The organism is Snodgrassella sp. B3088, assembly GCF_026535815.1.
Lineage (GTDB): Bacteria > Pseudomonadota > Gammaproteobacteria > Burkholderiales > Neisseriaceae > Snodgrassella > Snodgrassella alvi_E.
Genome location: NZ_JAFNPG010000002.1, coordinates 141109 through 158485 on the forward strand (window position 1 = coordinate 141109; position 17377 = coordinate 158485).

The 17377-nt window shown below is 44.0% G+C and carries 15 protein-coding genes; 1 reads left to right on the plus strand and 14 read right to left on the minus strand.

The features are described 5' to 3' along the window. Window positions 1-52: 52 nt before the first annotated feature. The 5 genes from yfaE to purL form a co-directional block, all read right to left on the minus strand. A complete protein-coding gene (gene yfaE, locus J3U75_RS01085; protein WP_267390109.1) occupies window positions 53-370 on the minus strand; it encodes a class I ribonucleotide reductase maintenance protein YfaE in 318 nt (105 codons plus the stop codon). A gap of 61 nt (window positions 371-431) precedes the next feature. Further along, window positions 432-1565: a class Ia ribonucleoside-diphosphate reductase subunit beta gene (nrdB, locus tag J3U75_RS01090; protein ID WP_100152721.1), complete on the minus strand. Its 1134-nt coding sequence runs from the start codon at window positions 1563-1565 to the stop codon at window positions 432-434. Window positions 1566-1652: 87 nt separating this feature from the next. Beyond that, a complete protein-coding gene (nrdA, locus tag J3U75_RS01095) occupies window positions 1653-3932 on the minus strand; it encodes a class 1a ribonucleoside-diphosphate reductase subunit alpha (protein WP_267390111.1) in 2280 nt (759 codons plus the stop codon). A gap of 385 nt (window positions 3933-4317) precedes the next feature. Beyond that, window positions 4318-4824: an S-ribosylhomocysteine lyase gene (gene luxS / locus J3U75_RS01100; protein WP_267390112.1), complete on the minus strand. Its 507-nt coding sequence runs from the start codon at window positions 4822-4824 to the stop codon at window positions 4318-4320. Between the two features lie 21 nt (window positions 4825-4845). Next, window positions 4846-8781 (minus strand): phosphoribosylformylglycinamidine synthase, encoded by a 3936-nt coding sequence (purL, locus tag J3U75_RS01105; RefSeq protein WP_267390113.1) that lies wholly within the window; start codon window positions 8779-8781, stop codon window positions 4846-4848. A 165-nt stretch (window positions 8782-8946) separates the two neighbouring features. Between purL and J3U75_RS01110 the strand changes: the two genes are divergently transcribed. Then, window positions 8947-9285, plus strand: a complete 339-nt coding sequence (locus J3U75_RS01110) for a P-II family nitrogen regulator (protein ID WP_267390114.1) — start codon at window positions 8947-8949, stop codon at window positions 9283-9285. 84 nt (window positions 9286-9369) lie between these two features. On the opposite strand, the gene J3U75_RS01115 is transcribed toward J3U75_RS01110, so the two are convergent. From J3U75_RS01115 to J3U75_RS01155, 9 genes are all read right to left on the minus strand, one after another. After that, the gene (locus J3U75_RS01115; RefSeq protein ID WP_267390115.1) at window positions 9370-9960 is read right to left on the minus strand and encodes a biotin transporter BioY; all 591 of its coding nucleotides are present in this window, start codon (window positions 9958-9960) and stop codon (window positions 9370-9372) included. Between the two features lie 83 nt (window positions 9961-10043). Further along, window positions 10044-11381, minus strand: coding sequence for an ATP-dependent protease ATPase subunit HslU (hslU, locus tag J3U75_RS01120; RefSeq protein WP_267390116.1), 1338 nt, complete (start codon window positions 11379-11381; stop codon window positions 10044-10046). Between the two features lie 58 nt (window positions 11382-11439). Further along, the gene (gene hslV, locus J3U75_RS01125; RefSeq protein WP_100139982.1) at window positions 11440-11973 is read right to left on the minus strand and encodes an ATP-dependent protease subunit HslV; all 534 of its coding nucleotides are present in this window, start codon (window positions 11971-11973) and stop codon (window positions 11440-11442) included. 226 nt (window positions 11974-12199) lie between these two features. Next, entirely contained in the window at window positions 12200-12757 is a 558-nt protein-coding gene (locus tag J3U75_RS01130; protein ID WP_267390117.1) for a hypothetical protein, read from the minus strand. A gap of 256 nt (window positions 12758-13013) precedes the next feature. Continuing rightward, entirely contained in the window at window positions 13014-13832 is an 819-nt protein-coding gene (locus tag J3U75_RS01135; protein WP_267390119.1) for a symmetrical bis(5'-nucleosyl)-tetraphosphatase, read from the minus strand. 67 nt (window positions 13833-13899) lie between these two features. Further along, entirely contained in the window at window positions 13900-14286 is a 387-nt protein-coding gene (locus tag J3U75_RS01140) for a RidA family protein (protein WP_267390120.1), read from the minus strand. Between the two features lie 38 nt (window positions 14287-14324). Continuing rightward, complete coding sequence (gene hemW, locus J3U75_RS01145) at window positions 14325-15524, minus strand: radical SAM family heme chaperone HemW (RefSeq protein WP_267390121.1); 1200 nt, start codon at window positions 15522-15524, stop codon at window positions 14325-14327. Further along, complete coding sequence (rdgB, locus tag J3U75_RS01150; protein WP_267390122.1) at window positions 15517-16128, minus strand: RdgB/HAM1 family non-canonical purine NTP pyrophosphatase; 612 nt, start codon at window positions 16126-16128, stop codon at window positions 15517-15519. The genes hemW and rdgB overlap by 8 nt, the downstream gene beginning before the upstream one ends. Next, entirely contained in the window at window positions 16121-16360 is a 240-nt protein-coding gene (locus J3U75_RS01155) for an NGO_0222 family membrane protein (protein WP_100152414.1), read from the minus strand. The genes rdgB and J3U75_RS01155 overlap by 8 nt, the downstream gene beginning before the upstream one ends. Window positions 16361-17377 lie beyond the last annotated feature (1017 nt).

Genomic DNA, 17377 nt, shown 5'->3' on the forward strand with positions numbered 1-17377 from the left:
TTATGGATAGGGTACGATACTTTAGCCTTGTAGGGCTGTAAAGAAAAACGTTTTAATTTTGTCCAGCGGGAAATAAATCATCTTCAAAGAGATCAGGATTGTGTTCAGGTGTATCGCTACGCAGATGGCAGACTACATGTAAATCGGTTTCTGCTTTACAGCAGCAAGGCAGAATTTCTTCTGGTGCAATAAATGCCAAGGGCTGCTCTGGATAGCTTACTTGTCCGGAAAGCAGTCTGAGGCGGCACGAACCACAATAACCACTGCGACACTGATATTCCACTTCGTGCCCGGTACGTTCCAGACCTTCCAGCAGGGTTTCGTCCTGTTGCAGAGTGAAGGTTTTGTCGCTAGTGGTGATTAAAGCCATGTTTGGTATTATCGTATTCCGGTCAGTTCTGTCCGCTTGGTTTATTTTGGAAAGTCTGGATTTATAGCTCGAAATCGCTTAAATCGTCTTCACTGAGTTCTGCGTCAATCTGGCCGACAAGATAAGAACTAACTTCTACCTCCTGTGGTGCCACCTGAACGTTGTCGGAAGAAAGCCAGGCATTTATCCAAGGTATCGGATTTTGCTTGGCATGCTCAAAGGCTGGTGGCAAGCCAACAGCCTGCATGCGCAGGTTGGTAATGTATTCGACATACTGACCAAGAATGTCTTTATTCAGGCCAATCATAGAACCGTCTTTAAACAAATATTCCGCCCAGTCTTTTTCCTGCATAGCAGCACGACGGAAAAGCTGAAAGCATTCCTCTTCGGTTTCGGCAGCAATCTGTGCCATTTCAGGGTCGTCGGCACCAGTACGCATTAGATTAAGCATCTGCTGCGTACCAGTAAGATGCAATGCTTCGTCACGGGCAATCAGTTTGATAATTTTGGCATTGCCTTCCATCAGTTCGCGTTCGGCAAAGGCGAAGGAACAGGCAAAAGATACATAAAAACGAATGGCTTCGAGTACGTTTACGCACATCAGACACAAATAGAGTTTTTTCTTCAGTTCGTGCAGGTCGATGACTACAGTTTTGCCGTTAATCTGGTGTTCGCCGATACCCAGCAGATTGTAGTATTGGGTATATTCGATTAAATCATCGTAGTAGCAGGCAATTTCTTCTGCACGGGCAATAATGTGTTTGTTTTGTACAATGTCATCAAATACGATGGATGGATCGTTGACGATATTGCGGATGATGTGTGTATAACTGCGGGAGTGAATGGTTTCAGAAAATGACCAAGTTTCAATCCATGTTTCCAGCTCGGGTATGGATACCAAGGGCAGCAGAGCCACATTGGGGCTGCGGCCCTGAATGGAATCAAGTAATGTTTGGTATTTCAGATTGCTGATAAAAATGTGCTTTTCATGCTCGGGTAGGTTGGCGTAGTCGATACGATCACGCGATACGTCTACTTCTTCCGGACGCCAAAAGAATGATAATTGCTTTTCAATCAGTTTTTCAAAAATATCAAATTTTTGCTGATCATAGCGGGCGACATTTACTGGTTGACCGAAGAACATCGGTTCTGTCAGGGCGTTATTTGGTTTCTGACAGAATGTGCTGTAGTTCATTGACAGATGTTCACAGGCCATGATGTTACTCTTTATTTAGTTTAATGAATGGAATGGGAAATAAAAGGGTGCATGAGCACCCAGGAATCATATTTTACATGCACCGCTGGCGCAGCCGTCATCTTGAATGCTGGTTTGCATGTCGTCGGCTCCATCGCGGGTATTCTGGTAATAGAGGGTTTTCAGGCCAAATTTATAGGCGGTAAGTAAATCTTTAATTAATTGTTTCATCGGTACTTTCTGCCCTTCAAACCGCTGCGGGTCGTAATTGGTATTGGCTGAAATAGATTGATCGATGAATTTTTGCATAATACCTACTAAATGCAGGTAGCCTTCATTATTTGGCATATCCCATAATAGCTCATATTCGTCGTGCAGACGTTCGAACTCTGGCACAACTTGTTTGAGAATGCCGTCTTTGGAGGCTTTTACGGATACTAGTCCGCGCGGAGGTTCGATGCCGTTGGTGGCATTGGCAATTTGACTGGATGTTTCTGATGGCATCAGTGCAGTGAGTGTTGAATTGCGCAATCCGTGTTTGACAATATCAGCACGCAGTGTTTCCCAGTCTAGATGAAGTGGTTCCTGACAGATTTTATCCAGATCTTTTTTGTAAGTATCAATCGGCAGTAAGCCTTGAGCGTATGTTGTATCGCTGAATTTAGGACATGCACCCAGCTCTTTGGCCAGTTTGACTGAAGCTTTGAGTAGATAGTACTGAATGGCTTCAAAGGTGCGGTGGGTAAGACTGATGGCAGAACCATCACTGTATTTTACGCCGTTTTTGGCCAGATAGTAGGCAAAGTTAATAACCCCGATGCCAAGTGTACGCCGGTTCATCGTAGCCAGTTCGGCCGCTTTGATTGGATAGTTTTGGTAATCCAGCAGAGCATCTAACGCACGGGTAGCTAATTCGGCCAGCTCTTCCAGCTCTTCGAGATTCTTTAGTGCACCCAAATTAAAAGCGGATAAGGTACAAAGCGCAATTTCTCCGTCTGGATCATTTATGTCGTTCAACGGACGGGTCGGCAGGGCGATTTCCAGACATAGATTAGACTGACGTACCGGTGCTAGCTTAGGGTCAAATGGACTGTGGGTGTTGCAATGGTCAACGTTCTGGATATAAATGCGGCCGGTTCCAGCGCGCTCCTGCATTAATAATGAGAATAAGTCTATAGCCGGAATACTGCGGCTATGAATGCTATCGTCTTTTTCGTATAAGGCATACAGGCGTTCAAACTCATCCTGATCGGCAAAAAAAGCATCGTATAGCCCAGGTACTTCTGAGGGAGAGAATAAGGTAATGTTTTCACCTTTAATCAACCGAGAATACAGCAGTCGATTAATCTGCACGCCATAATCAAGATGGCGAACGCGGTTTTCTTCTACGCCACGGTTGTTTTTAAGTACAAGTAGGTTTTCTACTTCTAGATGCCACAGGGGATAGAATAGTGTGGCCGCACCGCCACGTACGCCTCCTTGTGAGCAGGATTTAACTGCTGCCTGAAACATTTTGTAAAATGGGATACAGCCAGTGTGTTGAGCTTCGCCGCCCCGAATTTCGCTGCCCAGTGCACGGATGCGTCCAGCGTTAATGCCGATGCCGGCACGCTGCGATACATATTTCACGATGGCGCTGGTGGTAGCGTTGATGCTGTCTAGACTGTCATCACATTCTATCAGGACACAAGAAGAAAATTGGCGGGTTGGAGTGCGCACGCCGGACATAATCGGCGTGGGTAGGGAAATTTTGAACGTGCTGATAGCGTGATAGAATTTTTTAACATATTCCAGCCTGGTGACCTGCGGGTAGCGTGCAAACAGACACATAGCCACCAACATATATAAAAACTGCGGGCTTTCAAAAATTTGTCTGGTGACGCGATTTTGTACCAGATATTTACCTTCCAGCTGTTTGACAGCAGCATAGGAAAAAGATAAATCCCGGTTATGGTCTATACAATCGTTGAGCTCATCGAATTCAGCACGGGAGTAGTCAGTTAGGATATGTTCATCGTATTTGCCTGACTGAGTCAGGCTGGTGACATGATCATATAAATGGGGCGGTTCAAACTGGCCAAAAGCGATTTTCCGCAGGTGGAATATTGCCAGCCGTGCAGCCAGATACTGATAATCCGGCGTTTCGGTAGAAATCAGGTCAGCCGCAGCCTTAATGATGGTTTCGTGAATGTCGTCTGTGCGGATGCCGTTGTAAAACTGAATGTGTGAGCGCATTTCTACCTGAGATACGGATACGTTATCCAGTCCTTCAGCCGCCCAAGTAACAACTTGATGAATTTTATCCAGATTGATGTCTTCCAAACGGCCGTTTCGTTTGGTTACTTTTATATTGGCTACCGCATTCATGAGTTATTCTTTCTAGCACAAGTAAAGCAGAAAAAAACAGTGACAACACAAAATGTAGTGGTCAACTGTTATTCTGAACACAATATACTGGTTTTTTGCTTTAAAAAAAAGACTTGTCAAAACCGACTATATCCGCTTCTTCATAACGAATGGGTTAAGTGATGTAATGATTTTGTTGATAGACAAATGGTTTGGCTAAGTTTGGCGTCTTTTGAATTAAAGTGTAAAAATTGCTATCTATTTTTAATTTGTATTAGTTTTTTTTTATCAGCTTTTAAATCTATGCTGTATCTGGCTAGTTTTACTAATAAAAATGAAAACTGTCTAAAATATAAGCTGTGTACCACTTCACTTATTTTTAGACAGTCGTAATCGTATTTCGCTTTTAGTGTTGCAATAGTGACTCATCTAATTTCAAGTCATTGTTATAATTAATGCTTATTTGACTGTCGAGTACTTTTTGGGCGATGGCCTTGGCTTCTTCCAATGAGTGCATAGTATAGCTGCCACACTGATAACGGTTCAGTTCAGGTATCTGGTTTTGGTTGGCTACAGATAGCACATCCTGCATCGCAGCAGCCCATGCTCTGGCTACTGTGGCTTCATCTGGTGAGCCAATCAGACTCATGTAAAAGCCGGTACGGCAGCCCATGGGAGAAATATCGATAATTTCCACATTTTTGCTGTTAAGATGATTGCGCATAAAACCAGCAAACAGATGTTCGAGTGTGTGCATGCCTTTTTCCGGCAGGATGTCCTGATTGGGGTGACAGAAGCGTAAATCAAATACGGTAATTTCGTCCCCTTTAGGAGTAGACATGGTTTTGGCTATGCGTACTGCTGGGGCATGCATACGGGTATGGTCTACTGTAAAACTATCCAGTAATGGCATGATGTTTCCTTTGTCAATGTTTTAGCCTAAAACTTTTCGGGCACTGGCAAATAGGCGGTACCAGCCAGACATTTCTGGCCAGTTACGCGGTGCCCAGCTCATTTGTGCGGTCTGGAAGACCCGTTCCGGATGCGGCATCATGATGGTTACTCGCCCATCCTGACTACACACACCGGCAATACCAGCCGGAGAACCGTTAGGGTTCAGCGGATAAGTATTTGTGACCTGATTGTGACCGTCTACGTATTGCAGAGCAATGTCTAGCTCCGACGGCAAATCAGACTGTGGCAGATGGCTGAAATCTGCTCGTCCTTCTCCGTGACTCACCACTACCGGTAAGCTGCTGCCGGCCATATCGGCCAAAATCAATGATGTTGATTTTGGCACGGTCACCATACTCAGGCGAGCTTCAAACTGTTCGGAAATGTTGCGGCGAAAACGTGGCCACAATTGTGCACCTGGGATTATTTCAGCTAAATTGCTCAGCATTTGGCAGCCATTGCATACACCCAGTGTCAGCGTGTCCTGACGGGCAAAAAATTCGGCAAACTCATGCCGCAGTTGCTGATTAAAAAGAATACTTTTTGCCCATCCTTCACCGGCGCCGAGCACATCGCCATAGCTGAAACCACCGCAGGCAGCCAGTAGCTGAAAATCAGCGAGACTCACCCGTCCAGTAAGCAAATCACTCATATGTACATCATAAGCTTCAAAGCCAGCACGGCTGAAAGCAGCAGCCATTTCTAACTGCCCGTTGACGCCTTGTTCACGAAGTATGGCTGCTTTGGGCTGTTTGCCGCGCTGAATAAATGGCAAAGCAATATCTTCGGCCGGATCAAAGCTCAATTCAGCAAATAATCTGGGTAAATGCTCTTGTTCGAGTAAGGCAAACTCACTGTCTGCACAGTGCGGATTGTCGCGTAAGCGCTGCATGTGATAGCTGGTTTCGCTCCAGCTTTTTTGTAAATCTACACGGTTTTCATTTAGCAGAACTGTATTTCCGTGATGTACCATCAAACGGTCAGTCGTATTGATGTGACCCAGTATGTGCAGGGCATCAGCCATACCGGCCTTGGCAAAAGTCTCTTGAATACTGGCTAAATCGGTATTGTGTATTTGAATCACTGCTCCCAGTTCTTCATTGAACAGGCAGCGTACTGCTGCATCCTGAAGTTTCTGGTTGTGACTCTGATCGTTGATTTGCCGGATTAACGAGGCAATGTCGATGGTGACGCCGATGTGCGCTGCAAACATCATTTCAGCCAGTGTGACCACTAACCCGCCATCGCTGCGGTCATGATAGGCCAGAATTTTCTGTTCCTGAATTAATGACTGAATGATGCGGAAAAAATCAGCCAGTAGAGAGGCGGAATTGACATCGGGAGCCTGACCAGTAAGATTTTTCCATACTTGTTGTAAGGCACTACCACCCATACGGCTGTGACCCTGTCCCAAATCAATTGCTAGCAGTGTAGTATCGGGTATATTTTGTAGCTCCGGTGTGACGGTGTGGCAGACGTTGTTTACTGGTGCAAAGGCGGTAATCACTGCTGTGAGTGGTGACACCACTCTTTTTTCCTCACCGGTATCATGCCAGATGGTTTGCATAGAGAGAGAATCTTTACCAACTGGTATACTCAGCTCTAGTTGTTGGCACAGTGTTGATACTGCTGCCACTGTTTCATACAGACGGGCATCTTCACCAGCAAAACCACAGGCTGCCATCCAGTTGGCAGAGAGTTTGATTTTATCTAGCGTGCCAATGTCTGCAGCAGCAATGTTGGTTACTGCTTCGCCGATGGCCATGCGTCCTGAAGCAGCGCCGGAAAATAAAGCCAGAGGTGATTTTTCACCCATGCTCATGGCCTCGCCCAGCAGCGTGTTAAAGCCCATTTTTGTTACGGCTACGTCTGCAACAGGAGTCTGGAATCGTCCGACCATCTGGTCACGATGGGTCAGTCCACCGACACTGCGGTCACCAATGGTAATTAAAAATTGTTTACTGGCTACGGTTGGCAGGCGTAATACACGGTACAGGCTTTCGCGTATGTCTAGCCTGCTGCCGTCAAAAGCTGGGATAAATTCGGTAACGGTACAATCAGTACGGGTAATTCGGGGTGGTTTGCCCAATAATACATCCAGCGAAATATCTACCGGCAGATTGTCAAATAAATCATCGCGTAACTTTAATTGCCCATCATCAGTGGCAGTGCCTACTATAGCGAACGGACATCGTTCACGCTGGCAAATGTTTTGAAAGGTAGCCAAATTTTGAGGCAATATAGCCAGCACATAGCGTTCCTGTGCTTCATTACACCAGATTTGCAGTGGGTTCAGGCCATGTTCTTCCAAGGGAATGCGGCGTAACTCAAATGTGGCACCGCGACCGGCATCGTTTACCAATTCGGGAAAGGCATTGGATAGACCGCCTGCACCGACATCGTGAATGGATATAACCGGATTATCGGTGCCCATCTGCCAGCAGCGGTCAATAACTTCTTGTGCCCGCCGTTCCATTTCTGGATTGCCGCGCTGTACGGAATCAAAATCCAGGTCGGCGTGATTAGCGCCAGTGCTCATGCTAGAAGCTGCGCCACCGCCCAGTCCGATTAGTAATCCCGGACCGCCAAGCTGAATAAGTAATGCTCCGGCTGGAATGGTATCTTTGAAAACCTGTTGTGCCTGAATATTTCCAAGACCGCCGGCAATCATGATTGGTTTGTGAAAACCACGCATAGTGCCGCTGAATAATTCTTCAAAGGTGCGGAAATAACCCAGCAAATTGGGGCGACCAAATTCGTTGTTAAATGCTGCACTGCCTATCGGGCCATCAAGCATGATATCGAGGGCACTGCTGATGTGTGTCGGCTTACCGTACTGATTACGGCTGGCTGTGTATTGTTCCCAAGGCTGGGTAAATTCGGGGATGGAAAGGTTGGATACGCTGAAACCGCTTAACCCCGCTTTAGGACGAGCTCCCTTTCCGGTTGCGCCCTCATCGCGGATTTCTCCGCCCGAACCAGTGGCTGCACCTGCGAAGGGAGCAATGGCAGTCGGATGATTGTGGGTTTCCACTTTCATCAAAATGTGGGTTTCTTCCGCATTATATTGATATTGCTGTTGTTGATTAGGCTGCGGATAGAAGCGTTCAATATTCGCACCAGTAATAATGGATGAATTGTCTTTATATGCTACCAGTGTACCTTGGGGGTGTGCCTGATGAGTAGCGCGGATTAGGCCAAACAAGGATTGCGGCTGGGTTTTGCCATCAATAATAAATTCTGCATTAAAAATTTTGTGGCGACAATGTTCTGAGTTTGCTTGTGCAAACATCATCAGCTCAACGTCGCTGGGATTGCGTTGTAGCTGCTGATAATTTTCTGCCAAATAATCAATTTCATCTGCGGACAAAGCCAAGCCCATTTGCCGGTTGGCTGTTTCCAGTGCGCTTTTGCCATCAGCTAGTACGTCTATATAATTGAAGCTCTGTGCTGATGAGGTATGAAAAAGTTTTATTGCTTCTTTCTCTGACGTAAGCACACTTTCAGTCATGCGGTCATGCAATATTGTTTGCCATTTATCCTGTTCCTGCTGGCTGAGCTGGCGTGAAAAAGAATACAGAATACCACGCTCGATGCGTTCAATCATGCTCAGCCCACAATTGCGGGCAATATCGGTGGCTTTGGAGGACCAGGGAGAAATGGTGTCCAATCGAGGAATAATAAGTAGCTGAGTTCCAGACAGTTTGTGGCTGCTCTGTGGTCTGGCACGCAACAGTTGTAATAATTTCTGTTGATTGTCGGATGTGATTTCGGCGGATGAAGCCACGAAATAGCGGTATTCGCTGTTTATCTGAATCTCGCAGTTCAGTTGCAGTTTTGCTGCCTGCTGTAACAGTTTTTCGATACGGAATGGTGAAAGTGCGGCCTCGCCGCACAGTGACAGTACAACTGACATGATGAGGTAAGCTCACTTTGATAGTGGGTTTTGGCTGAGGCGCAATTTTACGCGAAAAACAAGAGTTTTGCTTAATTTTATGTTGTAAGGCAGTGCTGGTTTGAGTTTCAGATACGGTTATGGTAGTTTTTACTTGTGTGGATACAGTTATAGGGAAGTGCACGTATGAAAAAGATTGAAGCAATTGTAAAGCCGTTTAAACTGGACGATGTTCGGGAAGCCTTGTCTGACGTTGGTTTTAGTGGCATGACTGTATCTGAGGTGAAAGGATTTGGGCGCCAGAAGGGGCACACAGAAATATATCGTGGTGCGGAGTATGCAGTGGATTTTTTACCCAAGGTAAAAATTGAGCTGGTATTGCCAGATGATCTGGTAGAGCAGGCTATTGAAACTATTGTAGCTGCCGCACATTCGGGCAAAATTGGTGATGGTAAAATTTTTGTGTTGCCAGTAGAAGAAGCGGTACGTATACGTACCGGTGAGCAGAACGAATCAGCTATTTAATCGCAGTCTTGAACTACAACCCGTCTGAAAGCGCAGACTATTAATAGTATCTGTGCATTTAGACGGTTTATTTTTGTTTGAAACTTAATGATTCAGTGACCCAGAATGCCGCCACAGTGCAAACATGATTAAACTGGCTATAAAAAATTTAAGTAAATCAAAACCGGCAAAGGGTAGATAGCCAAGTTCTACTGCATGATAAATGCCGATATGCAGATACAGTGCCAGATAAACAACTCCAAACACAAAAATAATTTGATGTGCCAGAGCAAATGCACATAAGCCGCTGAGAAAATGCCGATCATAGCCTCGCTCAGCAGCCAGTCCAGCCAGATAGGCACTGACAACAAATCCGTATAGGTAACCTGCAGAAGCCGATACCAGTACGTTAATGCCGCCATGGCCGCCAGCAAAAAATGGCAATCCGCATGCACCAAGTAGTAGATACTCGAGTATAGCCAAAACACCAAGCTTGCGCCCGAGGCCGGCACCGGTCAGTAATACTGCTAGTGATTGCAAGGATAATGGTACTGGCTGCAATGGGATACTAATATTGGCGGATAAAGCCATCATTAATGCGGCGATGGTGGTGGCCAGTAGCTGGGACTGCCATCCTGTTATTAAATAACGTTGCTGAAGATAAGGTTGATGGGATTGAGTCAGTGTAGTAATCATGAAACGCCGTCGATATAATTGAAATACGGTGAAGAAATAATCAGCCAGATAAAAAAAGCGGCCGCAGCCGCTTTATTGATGGTTTATAGTACGTATCGAGCCAGATCTTCGTCTTCAACTATATCCTGCAAACGCGCATTAACATAAGCTGCATCAATGGCGATGTCTCCTGCAGGCGCTTCAAAGGATACTTCTTCGAGTAGCTTTTCCATAACCGTGTGCAAGCGGCGTGCGCCAATATTTTCAGTTTTTTCATTCACTTGAAAAGCAATTTCTGCAATCCGAGCAATACCATCTTCGGTAAATTGTAATTTCACATCGTCTGTTGCCAGTAAGGCTGTATATTGTTCAGTCAGATTAGCATTTGTGCTGGTCAGGATGGCTTTAAAGTCGTCCACACTTAAATTTTTCAGTTCCACGCGAATGGGAAAGCGGCCTTGTAATTCTGGTATCAGGTCGCTGGGACGACTGAGATGAAATGCACCAGAAGCAATAAACAGCACATGATCGGTTTTAATCATGCCATATTTGGTTTGAACGGTTGTACCTTCCACAAGTGGGAGTAAGTCGCGCTGAACGCCCTGACGTGATACGTCGCCACCATGGCGGTTGCTGTCTGTGGCAATTTTGTCAATTTCATCCAGAAAGACAATACCGTTCTGCTCTACTGCTTTGATGGCTTGTTCACGTAATTCATCCTCGCTGATGAGTTTGGCAGCTTCTTCATCTAGCAATATCTTCATCGCTGCGCTGACTTTCATTTTCTGCGCTTTGGTTTTACCCTGACCCATGTTGCTAAACATGTCTTGCAGCTGGTTGGTAAAATCTTCCATTCCTGGAGGACCCATTACCGACATGGCTGGTGAAGGAGTGGCGGCAATTTCAATTTCAATTTCTTTATCATCCAATTCTCCTTTACGTAACATCTGCCGGAATTTTTGCCGTGTATGATTTTCCGGTTGAACCTCCTGTGGTTCTCCTGCAAAGCCAACTGTGCGTGGAGGAGGTAGTAGCGCATCTAAAACGCGGTTTTCTGCGGCATCCTGAGCTCGGTCGCGGTTTTTTGCAATGGTCTGGCTGCGGATGTTTTTTAAGGCTATTTCAATCAAATCGCGAATGATGCTGTCTACGTCGCGGCCGACATAGCCAACTTCAGTAAATTTGGTAGCTTCTACCTTGATAAAGGGTGCATTGGCCAGACGGGCAAGACGGCGTGCAATTTCGGTTTTACCTACGCCGGTAGGGCCGATCATGAGAATATTTTTCGGGACAATTTCACTTTGTAATGGTTCGGCAACTTTGCTGCGGCGGTAGCGGTTTCTCAGTGCAACCGCTACTGCGCGCTTGGCCTGATTCTGGCCGATAATGTGTTTATCCAGTTCATGAACGATTTCGTTTGGTGTCATTACTACTGTACTCATCTTGTTCCTATCATAGGGCTGAACCGATGCTAATGATTTAAACTATCGGTCAAGACAATTATAAGGTTTCGATTGTATGGCTCTGGTTGGTGTAGATGCAGATATCACCGGCAATTTCCAGTGATTTTTTAACCACCACTTCAGGTTCAAGTTCCGTATTTTCCATCAGTGCCCGCGCAGCAGACTGCGCGAATGCACCACCGGAACCAATCGCAGCAATGCTTTGTTCTGGTTCAAGTACGTCACCATTACCAGTAATCACTAAGGTATTTTTTTTGTCGGCTACAATCAGCATGGCTTCCAGTCGGCGTAAAGCGCGGTCGGTACGCCATTCTTTGGCCAGCTCAATGGCAGCCAGCATCAGCTTGCCCTGATGTTTCTGTAATTTGCTTTCAAACAGTTCTATAAGTGTGAAGGCATCGGCAGTACCGCCGGCAAATCCTGCCAGCACTTGATTGTTATAAAGTTTCCGTACTTTACGTGCAGTACCCTTAATAATAGTGTTCCCCAATGTCACTTGACCATCGCCACCGATGGCGACGTTTTCGCCGCGCCGAACGGAAATAATGGTGGTGCCGTCAAATTGTTGCATGTCTTATGATCCTTTGCTGATCAACAGTCGCCATAACTGTTGGGAAAAATAACTGCCTTTAAATAAGGGCGCTGATGCAGGCTTTCAAGACATCAGGATGAGAGTAAATAGGCCTAATGAATATGTCTTAAGTATGAGTTGCCGGATACAGCCATAAGTTTAAGCCTGAATTGCATCAGTAAAAAAACGGCAACCTCTGTGGCTGCCGTTTTTTAAACATGGCTACTTATTTTTTGTGTTTGTATACTTTTTTGGTAGTTACAGTTTTAGTAGTTCTAACAGTTTTTGTTTTTGCAGGAGCTGCAGCAACAGCAGCGGTACCATTATCAACTACACAGTTTTGAGTAACGATTTGCGGAACAATTCTTTCCTGACCATTAACAACCTGTTTGCTAGGCTGTAATAAGCCTAAAGCGCCTACTTTATCTACAGTATCGCTAGTAGCAATTGCTGTTTTCCAAGTGATACCTTCAGGAGAAACGAATGTATTGTAATTTACGTCACGCGCATCACGCATCATCACTGGAGAAAGTTTACCCTGATAGTTTACCTGTGCAGCCACAACGTTTTGGCCTTGTAAACCATACATTACACGTAAGTTGTTTTTAGCGTTGCCAGTACCGCATAGGTAAGAAACTTCTTTACGTCCGTCAATCTGTACATTGGCAGTAGTAGCAGCGGCAGTTGCAGTTGATTGTGCAGCGGGGGCTTTGTGATGAGATTTGGAAGCACAACCAGTCAGTGCAATCATTAACAACACAGCAGGAACTAGAACTTTTTTCATGACAACTCCTTCAAGTATTTATGAATAAATTATTAGATAACATAAGCCATGATACTTGGCTTAGGTAAAGAAGCAATAGATGTATCTTAGTCTTTTTTAGCTAATGTAGGTTAGTATTAAAAATGACCAAATAAACGTTATCGTTACTGAGTTAATAGTACATGATTAAAAAACTCTGCACAACTCAATGTTTTAAGAACATAAACTATTTATCACTTTGATAAAGGTAATATTTTAATTATTATTTTACCGGCATTTAATTTTCAAAATTTAACTTTGTTTGACTTGGTGTCTGTACCACGCTTCCGTTTTTAAGGTTGTAAGCTGTGAGACTTCCGCCCCATAGTGCTCCGGTATCGACACAAACAACATTGTCTTGATGGTACAGTCCTAATGCTGACCAATGGCCAAATAAAATAGTTCTGTCTGTGTTTTGTCTCGCAGGTGCTTTGAACCATGGCATTAACTGAGATGGCATATCACCAAGCATACCTTTGTAATCAAAATCCATGGCGCCATCAACGGTAAGTGCACGCATACGTGTGAAGCTGTTGGTAATAAAACGCAGCCGTTCATCGCCATTGAGGTTGTTGTTCCAGCGTACAGGTTTATTGCCATACATACGGGCAAAAAACTCTTGCGGATTGTTTTGTAATACGGTTTCCACTTCTACCGCTAGCCGTTGTGCATGTTTGCAGTTCCATTCCGGCCAAATACCAGCATGCACCAGCACATAATCTTCTTCCTCACGGTAAAGAGGTTGCTGGCGTAGCCAGTCAATTAAATTTGTTCTGTCTGGGGCATTGAGAATGTCACTGATGGTGTCGCCACGCTTGAGTTTCCCATGACCGTAATGCAATGCGAGTAAATGCAAATCATGATTGCCGAGAATAGTCTGCATACAGCCATCATGCTGTTTGACCAGACGCAATGTGGCCAGAGACTGGGGGCCGCGATTGACTAAGTCACCAGTGAGCCAGATAGTGTCGGTACCGGGATTAAAATTTAGTTTATTTAGAAGCTGTTGAAATTCAGTCAGACAGCCTTGTATATCGCCAATCACATATTGCGCCATATTTACTCTCCAGTTCGTTCAGCTACAGGCAGTCTCAATACTTGCTTGTGCTGAACGAGTCTGACTGTTATTTTTCTAATACTAGTACAGCTTCAGCTTCTACCAGTACGCCTTTAGGTAACGCAGATACTTCTACCGCGGCACGAGCTGGATAGGGTGCAGTAAAGTATTGCGCCATAATTTCGTTGAAGGTGGCAAAATTGCTTAAATCAGTGAGATAGGCGTTTACTTTCACTAGGTCATTCAGATTACCACCGGCTGCCTGTGCTACAGCCTGTAGGTTTTTGAATACTTGATGAGCCTGCTCAGCAAAGCCGCCTGCAACAACTTGCATGGTCTCTGCTACCAAGGGAATCTGTCCAGACAGATATACTGTATCCCCTGCACGGACAGCCTGCGAATATGCGCCGATAGCAGCGGGTGCCTTATCAGTATGAATAATGGTTTTGCTCACAATGCTACTCCTTCGTATTAAAAGGGTTATCAAAAAAATCAGGCTTTCAGAAATAAAGCCAACAAGTCATTGAGAAAACTGCGTCCGAGTGTTGTAGGGCGCAGAAAGAATGGGTTGGCATCTAGTAAGCCGCGTTTAACAGCTTCACTGATAGCTTGCTGGATTACCGACAGCGGAAGTCCGGTACGCTCATTGAACCATGCAGTAGGTACACCATCTGTTAAACGTAAAACATTAAGCATGAATTCAAATGGCAAATCCACGGCAGCAACAGACTGGCGGCTAATGGCGCGTTGTGGTTGCCGCTGCATGCTTTGTATATAGTCTTTGGGATGGCGGCTGCGGGTGGTGCGCACAATTGACTGAGCGCTGGATATTTTACCATGTGCTCCGGCTCCGATGCCGATATAGTCACCAAACTGCCAGTAGTTCAGATTATGCTGACATTGCTGATGCGAACGGGCAAAAGCCGAAGTCTCATAATGAATAAATCCGGCTTGCTTTAAAGCTGAATGCACGACTTCTTCTATATCGGCGAGGTGGTCTTCGTCTGGTAATTGTGGCGGCGGGGTATGGGCAAAAGAAGTGTTAGGCTCAAGAGTTAACTGATAGGCACTGATATGCTGTACACCAGTGGCAAGAGCTGCTTGAATATCTTCCTGTGCCTGCATAAGAGTTTGTCCGGGTAATGCATACATCAGATCTACATTTACTTTGGGAAACAGGGATAATCCGACTTCAATAGCTCTTAATGCATCATCACGACTATGAATACGTCCCAATGTGGCTAGCTTATCGTCAGCAAAACTTTGTACACCAATTGATAGACGGTTAATACCGGCTGCAGCATACCCGGCAAAGCGTTGGCGTTCAAAGGTACCTGGATTAGCTTCCAGTGTTATTTCAGCAGCGGGCTGCAGATTAATGCGGGCACGTATACCACTCAACAATTGTTCCAATGACACAGCAGATAGAAGACTGGGCGTGCCGCCACCGATAAAGACAGTATGTACCGTCCTACCCCAGAAATAGGGAAGCTCGGCCTCAATATCGGTAAGTAAAGCTGAAATATAAGCCCGTTCATCAAGCTCTTGTTTCAACTGATGCGAATTGAAATCACAGTACGGACACTTACGCACACACCAAGGTACATGGATATACAGGGATAAAGGAGGTAATTCTGTCAAATTGGGCGTGGCTGTCTGGTTATTGTGCAATGGTAGAGAAAACTCAGACATGCAGATTTAAACCGGATTGTTGCTTTAATTTAGTGAGTAAAATATTTAGCGCCTGCGCACGATGGCTGACACGATTTTTTTCGTCTTGACTCATTTGTGCTGCTGTGAGGTGCTGTTCGGGTAGATAAAAATGCGGGTCATAGCCAAAACCATTGTTTCCAGTGGCCGTGGATTGCCATAATCCCCTCCAGATGGCATCAGCAATCACTGGCTGTGGATCATCTGGATGGCGTACAAGCACCAATACACAGACGTAAAATACAGTTTTATCGCTGAATGGTTGTAAGTCGGCATCCAGTTTGGCATTGTTGGCTGAATCTGATTTGGGTTCTGTACCGGCATAGCGGGCGGAATAAACTCCAGGTGCGCCTTTTAGTGCATTGGCACAGATACCTGAATCATCTGCCAATGCCGGTAAGCCGCTATAGCGGCTGGCATGGCGGGCTTTTGCTAAAGCATTTTCAACAAAAGTAATATAAGGTTCTGGACATTCTGGAATATTGAATTCAGCTTGTGGCACTATTTCAATATTTAATGATTGTAGCAGACGCTTGAACTCAGTTAATTTACCCTGATTATTACTGGCAAGAACAATTTTATTCATGTTTAACATCTTTAGAAGATAAAGCCCGATATATTTGCTGGGCAGCACGTTCACGTAATGTGAATGCCAACGCTGCAAACTGACCTAATGCGCTAACAAATGCGAGTAAACAGCAAATCAGCGCAATATTGCGCTGATTTTGTACCCAATAATAGCAGCCCAATATTATCCAGCCAATAAACATGAATGTACATGATGCTAGAATAAGTAATAAAAGTTTGAATTTTGTCATTTACGCAGGCTCAAAAACAACAGTATAGCGACAAATATGTTTTATTACTTAAAATTTAATGATTTTACGTTGAATCAGTTTCACGTTTTGATTCAAAAAAATGTTAAATCGTTAACTAAATACAAATCTAATAAATGTGATGCCATTTAATACTTTAGGTATTAAGGTTTTTGTTTTTGTCCTAGTTTGGATAATTTCAAGCTTAATGGAATATCTATAATTAAACAAAATATACTGATGATAAAGCATACAGTGCTGTATGTTGTAAACTGTTGCTCTTTTTGAAAAAGAAAATAGCCAGTGAAAAACGACACTATAAATACAATAAAGCTAATGCTAAGGAGAATTATTATTCTGAACATGGTTTTTAAATAAAATGTATAAAAGAATAAAAAAATGTTATTTCATTGAAGTTTACCTTATTTAATCTTAAAATTCCATATGTATTTTATTTTTTCTAAAGATCGAATTCTAGTCAGTTTTTTGTGGTGTTAAGAAGAGATTTCTGGCTAATATTAATCAGTTTAATTGTAAAGGGTGCAATAATAATCAATCCTGTAATAACTATTGCAAAGCAGCACAGGCTATACCATAAGGGATAACAGATATCTGCAAAAAGGATAGTACCCAATATAAAAGCTTCAATAAACATGAACATGCATGACGATAGAATAATTAATAAAATTTAAATTTTGTCATTTACTCAGGTTTAAAAACAACTGTATAGCAACAAATTTTTTATTACTTAAGCATTAGGTGATTTTGCGTTAAATCAGTTTCACGTTTTAATGCTGAAAGATGTTAAAGCGTTAACTGTAAGCAATTCTGACAAATGTCATGCCATTTAATACTACTGATGAAAAAGCATACAGTACTATATGTTGTTAGCTGTTGCTCTTTTTGAAAAAGAGAAAAGCCAACGTAAAAGGACACCATAAACAGAATAAAGTTAATGCTCAGGGGAATAATTATTTTAATCATTGTATTTAAAATAAGTATAAAAAATTTTAAAAATTG